Genomic DNA, 9,448 nt, shown 5'->3' on the forward strand with positions numbered 1-9,448 from the left:
TACCTTTTTTTATAATATTAATAAGGGTGTTTCTGAAAAGCTCGGTACTGTTCGGCAAGAGAACGTTTGAATTAAGTAATCCGCAAAGGGTTATGATGACGGCAATTGCGCTGATAGGGATGAAAAGGCATTTCAGATCGATACCGCTGGCCTTCAGAACAAGGATCTCGTTTTCCGTTGAAAGCCTTCCGAGGACTACTATCACGGAGAGGAGAAAGGCCATCGGCAGCGTGAATGTGAGGTAAGCGGGAGAGGAGTAGATGATCAACAGGATGATGTCTTTAACATCCACCCCCTTGTTAATAACGAGGTCGGTCATCTTTCCGAGTCTGCTTAACACAAGGATGAAGGTGAGAATACCGAGGGAGAGAAACAGTATGTAAGACAGCTCCTTGAGAACATATATATAAAATTTCTTGTGTAATTTCGTTAATATGTGCACTGCGTAGTCTAACATTCAATGGCGCTCTATGTCAATGATAGCCCGCTCCCTCCTCCTGTGGTTCCGCCGTTGAGTGCTCCGCTGTTTACCTAAGTTTGTATAGACCTTTTTATATCTTCTACAGGGATCTGAACGAGATGGCAAAAGGCGAGATACGAAAGCTGAAAAAAGACTACCCGGAAAATGCGTATATCAGAGAAACGATAAAAACCGGGTAAGAAATAGCAGGGAGCAGGGAGCCGAGCAGAAGGTGAGAAGGTAAGAAGAGCAGAAAGCAGAATACCCCGGAAGGCGTGAGGCGACTTAACCCCTTACGACTTACGATTCACGACTTACGGGTTTGTCGCTCTTTGCTCTCAGCTCTTCGCTCTCTGCTGTTCTTTACGCCCCGTCCAGGCTGTGGTGCTCGGTCTTGATGAACCATGATGTGGGGTCAGTGAGATACTCTTCAGCGTCCTTCAGGGACAGGTAGTGTTCGTGCTCGATCATGGCAAGGAGGTCAAAGAACTCCTTCTCGCGCGGATTTGAAGAGGCATCCCTCAGTTCTGAATATAACCTGATACCCTTTTCTTCAAAATCAACAGCTGTCTTGATCGCCTCGATATCACCGGCGTCACCCTTTGCCGTTTTTTCAACCTTCTTGATCGTATTGATAAGGATGTCCTTGACGATGGTATTGTTTACTTTCAGGGGTACCGATTCGGGCCACTTGTCTTTTACCGCCCATTTGGCGTGGAGCTCTTTCAGGCGGTTGTAATGTTCAAGCTCGTCCTCTGCTATTCTCGCAAACATCGCCTTCCCAACGGGGTTTTTTGTCCTGTCGGCGTTCTTGAGATAGAATTCCCGCTCCCGCATCTCGTTATTAAGCGCTACTTCCAATGAGTTAAGACGTTCCTTATCGTCCATGGTTTTCTCCTTTGAATAAAGATTTTGTTATGTTTTCCACCTTCATTCGATCAATACGATCCCGTAGATGTTCCGATCTTCGCCGTGCGACCGGACCACGCGAATGGGCAGACCATGCGCCCGTGCCGTCTGAAAGACATCGATCCCGCATGCCTCCATTGCCGGCCTTGCCCTCTCCGGGTTTCTACAGGTCCCGCCCGTATCGCAGTTCTTGCACAGCGTGCAGGGACCACTTCCGAGCCCGAGCGCCTTATAGTAACCGTCGAGAAAGATGGCGGTCTCCAGGTCTACGATAATGTCGTTAAATCCCCCGACGAACTTGTAATCCTTTCTCCAGTGCCGGTGGCAGAGCAGGGCGTGCTTGTAAGAATCGAGGACTGTCCGTGTTTCATTATGGTCCGGCGTATGGGGAGGACAACAGAGCCGCTTCCCGTATCCCGCGCAGCCGAAACGACACTTCATCCTGACCCAGGGTGCCGTGAAGACCTTTGCGGTGCTCACGATCAGTGCGTCATCAACTCCCCTTTCCAAGGCCATAGCAATATAAGCGCTGTATTTTTTCATAATGATATAAATATAGGCTGTAACTCATGATTAATCAAGAGTATAAAAGTAATACTGGAATTATTTCCCTCTTGCAGTGCAGTCATATTTTCCATACAATAGAGACATGACAAAAAAGATGAAACGGGACCCTTCGAGGACGCGGCTGGGAGAGATTCTCCTGAAAGAAAGATTCATTCGCCAGGAACAGCTTGATATAGCCATCGAGATCCAGGAGGCCGACGGAGGGCACCTCGGTGAGATCCTCGTCAACCGGGGGATGGTGCGCGAGGAAGATGTTGCCTTGGCACTGTCGCAGCAGTTCAATATACCTTTTATCTCCTCGAAGGCAGGTACTTTACGGCCCGAAGACGGTCAGAGTCTGGAGATGCTCATCTCTAAACAGGTTGCCGTGAGGAATACCATCCTGCCGATTTCACGGGACAAAAATACCCTCACCTGTGCGATGTTTGATCCCCACGACTTTATGCTTGTCGATGAGCTCCGCAAGATCACCGGCTGCGACATCAGTCCCGTTGTTGCCACCCGTTCCGATATCCTGAAGGCAATAGAAGAGTTTTACGGTATCATCGATCTGGCAAAGGGAGGCGGACCCAGGCTATACGGCATAGACAGGCTGAGACAGACGAGCCCGGAGTCGGACGATGATTCCTTAAGCCTTGACAGCATCATAGCCCGCGCGAAGGCAGCACCCGTTGTGAAGCTCGTTGACCTCATGCTCTGGCAGGCGATTGACCAGCGTGCGTCCGACATCCACATAGAGCCTTTTGAGGGCAGGATCTCGCTGAGATACAGGGTTGACGGCAAGCTCTATGATATCACGCCGCCGCCGCGCCACCTCTACCTGCCGATCGTTTCGAGGATAAAGATCCTATCAAAGCTCGATATCTCTGAGAAGCGGCTGCCGCAGGACGGCACCTTCATGGTCAAGCTCGGAGACAGGACGATCGACCTGAGGATATCTATCATCCCCACGATCTACGGGGAAAAGGTCGTCATGAGGATCCTCGACAGGAGCGGCGTTGTCTTTGACCTCGACAGGATGGGTTTTGAGACAGACGACCTTGCGGCGCTGCAGAAGGCGATCAACAGCCCCTATGGCCTTGTCTTTATCACGGGCCCCACAGGGAGCGGGAAGTCCACAACGCTCTATGCCATACTCCAGGAGATCAAGTCATCGACAAAGAACATCATTACCGTGGAAGACCCTGTAGAATACAGGCTGGACGGCATTAACCAGGTACAGGTAAAACCCGAGATCGGTCTTACCTTCGCTGCGGCGCTGAGAAGTTTTTTGAGGCAGGACCCTGATATCATGCTTGTCGGTGAGGTGAGAGACCTCGAGACGGCCGAGATATGCGTCCGTTCAGCACTGACAGGACATCTCGTCCTCTCCACGCTCCATACGAACGATGCCCCATCGGCGGTGACACGGCTCATCGATATCGGGGTTGAACCCTATCTCCTGGCGCCTACAATTCTCATTGTCATCGGTCAGCGGCTGGTCCGCAAGCTCTGCCCGGAATGTAAAGAGGCATACACGCCTACCGTGAAGGAGCTCGGGAGCGCGCAGTTGAGGGCTGAAGTGGTATACAGGGCGAAAGGTTGCCCGGCCTGCGGCAATACTGGATACAAGGGAAGAACACTCATCGCCGAGGTAATGCCGATCTCTGAGGATATTAAGATCATGGTCTCTCACGGCGTGTCCTACCAGGAGATACGGAACCTGGCCAAGGGATTAGGGATGTCGACGCTCTACGAATCGGGCCTGCGGAAGGTAGAGCAGGGGATCACCAGCCTGGAAGAGGTCTTCAGCGTCACACTGGGAATATAGAAGTGAAACGTGAAAACACCCGTAATTCGTGAATCGTAATTCGTAATTGGATGAAACCGGTGAAAAGTGAAACGTAATGGGTAATAAGTCCCCGCACCTTGTGCTCTTCCTCTTACGTCTCACGAATTACGAATTACGGTTGTTCTTCCCTTACGACTCACGACTCACGGGTTTCCGTCTCACACGATCTCTTTGTGGTACATTTGCAGCGATTTTACCTCAGTGCCTGTTTTTTGCTTAATGTATGCTTTGATACCCTCTGCCGCTGCCTTTGCCGCGGACGCTGTCGTTATGTATGGCACCTTGTGTTTGATCGCTGCTTTCCGGATATATGAGTCATCATACATGCTGCTTTTGCCGATAGGCGTGTTGATGATAAGCTGTATCTCCTTGTTGTGGATCGCATCGACGATATTAGGTCTCCCTTCGTGGACCTTTTTAATGAACGTCGATTCCACGCCGTTCTCCTCAAAGAATTTGTGTGTTCCTTCCGTTGCAAGGATATTAAATCCTGCCTCTTTCAGGTATTGTGCCACACCGAGGATATCCTTTCTTTCCTTTGATGTCACGGTGATGAGCACCGTTCCCTTATCGGGCAATTTCTGACCGGCTGCCTCCTGTGATTTAAAGAAAGCGAGACCGAAGGAATCCGCCATGCCGAGGACTTCTCCTGTAGACTTCATCTCCGGTCCAAGTGTCGGGTCCACTTCGGGGAACATATTGAAAGGGAATACCGCTTCCTTGACGCCGACGTGGGGGTAGCTTTTCTGTTTGAGGTTCATATCCCTCAATTTTTTGCCCAGCATGATCTGTGTCGCGATCCGTGCCATCTGCACCCCGGTAACCTTTGATACAAGGGGTACGGTCCTGCTTGCCCGTGGGTTTGCTTCGAGAATATAGACTATATCGTTTGCGATCGCGTACTGGATGTTCATGAGACCCACAACGTTGAGCTCAATGGCTATCTTCTTCGTATATTCATTGATCGTCCTGATGTATTTATCCGAGAGCGTTCTCGGCGGGATCGCACATGCGCTGTCTCCTGAATGGACTCCCGCAAGCTCAATGTGCTCCATGATGGACGGCACAAAGGCGTCTTCGCCGTCAGCGATGGCATCAGCCTCAACCTCAATGGCATTTTCAAGGAATTTGTCGATCAGGATAGGACGCCCCGGCCATATCTCCACGGCGGCATTGATATAGGATGTGAGCATATCATCATCGTAGACGATCTCCATGCCGCGGCCGCCCAGGACATAGGATGGTCTCACCATGAGGGGGTAACCGATCCCGTGTGCCACGGAGAGGGCCTCTCCGAGGGCTGTTGCCGTTCCGCTCTCGGGCTGCGGGATCCCGAGTTTGTGCATCACGTTTTTAAAACGTTTCCTGTCCTCGGCCAGGTCTATACTCTCCGGTGATGTCCCGAGGATCTTTACGCCGGCCTCTTCAAGCTCCTTCGCGATGTTCAGCGGTGTCTGCCCGCCGAACTGCACGATAACCCCGATGGGCTTCTCCTTGTTGTAAATGCTGAGGACATCCTCGACGGTGAGGGGCTCAAAATAGAGTTTGTCAGAGGTGTCATAATCGGTTGATACCGTTTCCGGGTTGCAGTTTACCATGATCGATTCATACCCTTCATCCCTGAGGGTAAATGCCGTGTGAACGCACGTATAATCGAACTCAATCCCCTGACCGATCCTGTTGGGACCTCCGCCGAGGATCATCACCTTGGGTCTGTCACTGACGTCTACCTCGTCAGGTGCGTTATAGGTGGAATAGTAGTATGCCGCATCAGCGCCGCTCACAGGCACCTTGCACCAGGCCTCTGCCTTGCCCAGCGCGATCCTCCTACCCCTGATCGTTTCTTCGCCGGTGCCGAGGATCTGCGCAAGGTACTTGTCCGAGAAGCCGTCTTCCTTTGCCTTTATAAGGAGGGCATCAGGCAGTTCCCTGCCCTTATATTTCAGCATCTCTTCCTCGAGCTCCACGAGCTCCTTCATCTGCCGGATGAACCACCGTTTGATCTTTGTCCTTTCAAAGAGCTTGTCCACGGTGGCGCCCTTCCGCAGCGCCTCGTACATGATGAACTGCCTTTCAGACGACGGTTCATTGAGGAGCCTCATCAGTTCGTCAAGGGGCAGTTCGTTGAAATTGCTTGCAAAGCCCAGCCCGTACCGTTTGATCTCCAGAGAGCGTATCGACTTCTGAAAGGCCTCTTTGTAATTTTTCCCGATGCTCATGACCTCGCCGACGGCCTTCATCTGCGTTCCCAGCTTATCCTCTGCCTCTCTGAACTTTTCAAAGGCCCATCGCGCAAATTTGATGACCACGTAATCTCCCGAAGGGGTATACTTGTCGAGCGTCCCTCCCCTGTAGTAAGGGATATCGCTGAGCTTGTAACCGCCTGCCAGTTTTGCAGAGATGAAGGCTATGGGGAACCCCGTTGCCTTTGATGCGAGTGCGGATGATCGCGACGTCCTTGGGTTTATCTCGATAACGACGACCCTGCCGTCGTCAGGGTTATGTGCGAATTGTATATTTGTCCCGCCGATGACCTGGATCGCCTCCACGATACGGTAGGAGTATTCCTGCAATTTCTGCTGGAGCTCTTCGGAGATGGTAAGCATGGGCGCGGAGCAGAAGGAATCACCCGTATGGACGCCCATGGGATCGATGTTCTCGATGAAACAGACAGTGATCATGTTGTTGTCGGCATCCCTTACAACCTCCAGTTCGAGCTCTTCCCAACCAAGGACGGCCTCTTCTATAAGTATCTGTCCTATAAGACTTGCAGAGATGCCCCTGCTGGCTATCACCTTGAGCTCTTCCTTGTTGTACGTGATCCCGCCGCCTGTCCCGCCGAGGGTATAGGCGGGTCTCACGACAACAGGGTAGCCGAGTCTGTCGGCGATCTCCAGCGCCTCCTCGACCGAGTAGGCGAGGGCGCTCTCCGGCATCGGGATGCCGAGTTTCGCCATGGTCTTCTTGAACTCGCTCCTGTCCTCCCCTCTCTCGATCGCGTCGGCCTGTACGCCAATGATCTGCACGCCGTATTTTTTAAGGATACCTTTTCTTGAAAGATCGGCGGCTAAGTTGAGGCCCGTCTGTCCTCCGAGGTTCGGGAGCAGTCCCTGCGGTCTCTCTTTTGCGATGATCTTCTCGAGGATGTCCACGGTAAGCGGCTCGATGTACGTAACGTCTGCCATACCGGGGTCAGTCATGATCGTTGCCGGATTGGAATTGACAAGAACGATTGAGTAGCCTGCGGCCCTCAGGGCTTTGCATGCCTGTGTGCCCGAGTAGTCAAATTCGCAGGCCTGGCCTATAATGATCGGCCCGGAGCCGATAATAAGGACCTTATTGATCCCTTCGATCTTTTTAAACATGTCCCCACACCTTCCAAAAAGATTTGCATAGGCATCCTATCAAAATGAGATGCCGGGGTCAAGTGCTTTATGAGCGGTCGGCGATCAGCAGCCAGCCATCAGCGATCAGCCGACAGTATGTCTTATAAGCATAGCCAAGGTCAACAAAAGCTATCCTATACCAAGAAAATAACGATGCATTATATATGCATTGTTTATAATGCAATTAGTTCTTGACTAATGATAATGCATCATATATAATACATATATGCTCTTCACCATAGGTAAAGAGATCCGGAAAGCCCGGAAAGCCCGCCGACTCTCCCAGGCAAAGCTGGCTAAGGCCCTCGGCATGAGCCGTACCACCATAGGACAGATCGAGAACGGCACCGTCCAGGATATTGGAACGAGGAAGCTTATCAGGGTTCTTGAATTCCTGGGGTTGGAATTGCGCGTCCGGCCGTCAGGCGTTTTTCCGACACTGGAAGAGCTTCGTGAAGGGGAGGGCGGCTAATGGCCAGTATCCCTTCGCTTGCCGTATGGGCCGGCGGCAAAAGGTCGGGCCTTCTCGCGAGGGAATCGCGAAAGGAATACGTGTTCACCTATACACCTGAAGCGGGCAGCACAGCCCAGGTATCCCTGACCATGCCCGTCCGTCTGGCGAGCTGGCTAAGTAGAGACCTACACCCTGTATTCCAGATGAACCTTCCCGAAGGTGCGCTCCTCGATGTGATCCGTCGGGCCATCGCCAAGGTGGTGGGAGAGGATGACCTCTCCGTGCTACGGGTGACAGGGGGCAACCAGGTGGGGAGAAACCGGTTTGCGCTCCCCGATGATGCGTCGCCGGGGATTGCCGAAACACCGGAATCCTTGGATGAATTGCTCACCTATCCGGACGCGAGGGAGCTTTTCCATGAACTCGTTGCGAAATACGCTTTGCGGTCGGGAATATCGGGGGTCCAGCCAAAGGTCCTCCTCGAGGCGTCGGAAAGGGGATCGTTAGCCTCGTCAGGGTACATCGTCAAGTCCTGGGGGTCCGATTACCCATGCCTGGCTGCCAACGAGTACTTCTGTATGACGGCGGTGAAACGTGCGGGGCTGCCGACCCCGGAGTATTTCCTCTCGGACAACGGAGGCCTCTTCATCATGCGGCGGTTCGACGTCACCACAAAGGGCGTTCCGATCGGTTTTGAAGACATGTGCAGCCTGCAGGCGTACGGTACGTCACAGAAGTATTCCGGGAGCTATGAAAGGGTGGCGAAGAGCATTGGCGATTATATCTCCGGCGACCGTCTGATGGCGGCGAGAGAACAATTTTTTGCCACTCTGGTCCTGTCGGTCATGCTTCGAAACGGTGACGCCCATCTGAAGAATTTCGGCGTGCTCTATGCCGTTCCCAGAAGCGCCGTCGAACTTGCCCCCGTCTATGACGTGGTAACAACAACGGTTTACGTCAGCAAGGACGTGCCCGCCCTGACCCTGGCAGGCACGAAGAAGTGGTGGCCCCGGAAGGCACTGGAGCGTTTCGCCGTCTCGCACCTCTTTCTGCCCGTAAGGAAGGTGTCGAGCATATTCAGCGGTGCCGCTGAAGCGGTGACGGCGACGAGAGAAACGATCCCAGCCTACATATCGGAACACCCGGATTTTCGTGAGATCGGCGAGCGAATGATGGCGCAATGGGAAGAAGGGGTCAGAGGATTGGAGTAGCCCCCCAAAAAAAGATCGGGCAGGTCAACAGAAGAACAGACCATCCAATACGAAAAAACAATGGCGGAGAGGCAGGGATTTGAACCCTGGGTACGCGTTTTAGCACGTACACTCGCTTAGCAGGCGAGCACCTTCGGCCAACTCGGTCACCTCTCCGTGTGGGAAAGTATACTTTTTTGCGCTCCAAAAAGCAATAAGGGAAAGGCAGCTTACAGCTGATAGCTCATGGCTCATAGCAATGCACCCGTAAGTCGTAAGGGGACTAAGGCATAGCGGCGCAAAGCGCATGGCGCATAGCGGAATAACCGTGAGTCATCGCGAGGAGCGAAGCGACGTGGCGATCTGATAGAGTATAAGCTGTTGAATGAGATTGCCGCGCTTCGCTCGCAATGACAACCCGCCACATCCTATGGCATATCACCTATCACCTATTACCTATTACCTTTCTTTTACTTTTCATTATTGGTTATTTATAATTAAGGTTATTGCTGATGGCTGAGAGCAGAAGAGCAGAGGATAAGAAGAGCAGAGGATAAGAAGAGCAGAGGATAAGAAGAGCAGAGGATAAGAAGAGCAGAGGATAAGAAGAGCAGAGGATAAGAAGAGCAGAGGATAAGAAGAGCAGAGGAT

At 52.3% G+C, this 9,448-nt stretch carries 7 protein-coding genes and 1 tRNA gene; 3 read left to right on the forward strand and 5 right to left on the reverse strand.

Annotated features, from left to right (window positions below):
- From PHU49_10645 to PHU49_10655, 3 genes are all read right to left on the reverse strand, one after another.
- The coding region (locus tag PHU49_10645; protein MDD5244462.1) for an LptF/LptG family permease at positions 1–457 on the reverse strand (457 nt) is incomplete at its 3' end.
- Between the two features lie 366 nt (positions 458–823).
- Entirely contained in the window at positions 824–1,348 is a 525-nt protein-coding gene (locus PHU49_10650) for a ferritin family protein (protein MDD5244463.1), read from the reverse strand.
- Positions 1,349–1,390: 42 nt separating this feature from the next.
- Positions 1,391–1,912 (reverse strand): DUF2284 domain-containing protein, encoded by a 522-nt coding sequence (locus PHU49_10655; protein ID MDD5244464.1) that lies wholly within the window; start codon positions 1,910–1,912, stop codon positions 1,391–1,393.
- Between the two features lie 106 nt (positions 1,913–2,018).
- On the opposite strand from PHU49_10655, the gene PHU49_10660 reads away from it, so the two are divergent.
- Complete coding sequence (locus tag PHU49_10660; GenBank protein MDD5244465.1) at positions 2,019–3,746, forward strand: ATPase, T2SS/T4P/T4SS family; 1,728 nt, start codon at positions 2,019–2,021, stop codon at positions 3,744–3,746.
- A gap of 179 nt (positions 3,747–3,925) precedes the next feature.
- Here the strand turns inward: PHU49_10660 and carB are convergent, their stop codons facing one another.
- On the reverse strand, positions 3,926–7,132 hold the full coding sequence (gene carB / locus PHU49_10665) for a carbamoyl-phosphate synthase large subunit (GenBank protein ID MDD5244466.1): 3,207 nt from the start codon (positions 7,130–7,132) through the stop codon (positions 3,926–3,928).
- Positions 7,133–7,379: 247 nt separating this feature from the next.
- On the opposite strand from carB, the gene PHU49_10670 reads away from it, so the two are divergent.
- Together PHU49_10670 and PHU49_10675 are read left to right on the forward strand one after the other, a co-directional pair.
- The gene (locus tag PHU49_10670; protein ID MDD5244467.1) at positions 7,380–7,625 is read left to right on the forward strand and encodes a helix-turn-helix transcriptional regulator; all 246 of its coding nucleotides are present in this window, start codon (positions 7,380–7,382) and stop codon (positions 7,623–7,625) included.
- Complete coding sequence (locus PHU49_10675; protein MDD5244468.1) at positions 7,625–8,818, forward strand: type II toxin-antitoxin system HipA family toxin; 1,194 nt, start codon at positions 7,625–7,627, stop codon at positions 8,816–8,818. The genes PHU49_10670 and PHU49_10675 overlap by 1 nt, the downstream gene beginning before the upstream one ends.
- A gap of 61 nt (positions 8,819–8,879) precedes the next feature.
- On the opposite strand, the gene PHU49_10680 is transcribed toward PHU49_10675, so the two are convergent.
- Positions 8,880–8,974: transfer RNA gene (locus tag PHU49_10680), tRNA-Ser, on the reverse strand.
- Between the last annotated feature and the right edge of the window lie 474 nt (positions 8,975–9,448).

The organism is Syntrophorhabdaceae bacterium (genome assembly GCA_028713955.1).
Lineage (GTDB): Bacteria > Desulfobacterota > Syntrophorhabdia > Syntrophorhabdales > Syntrophorhabdaceae > UBA5609.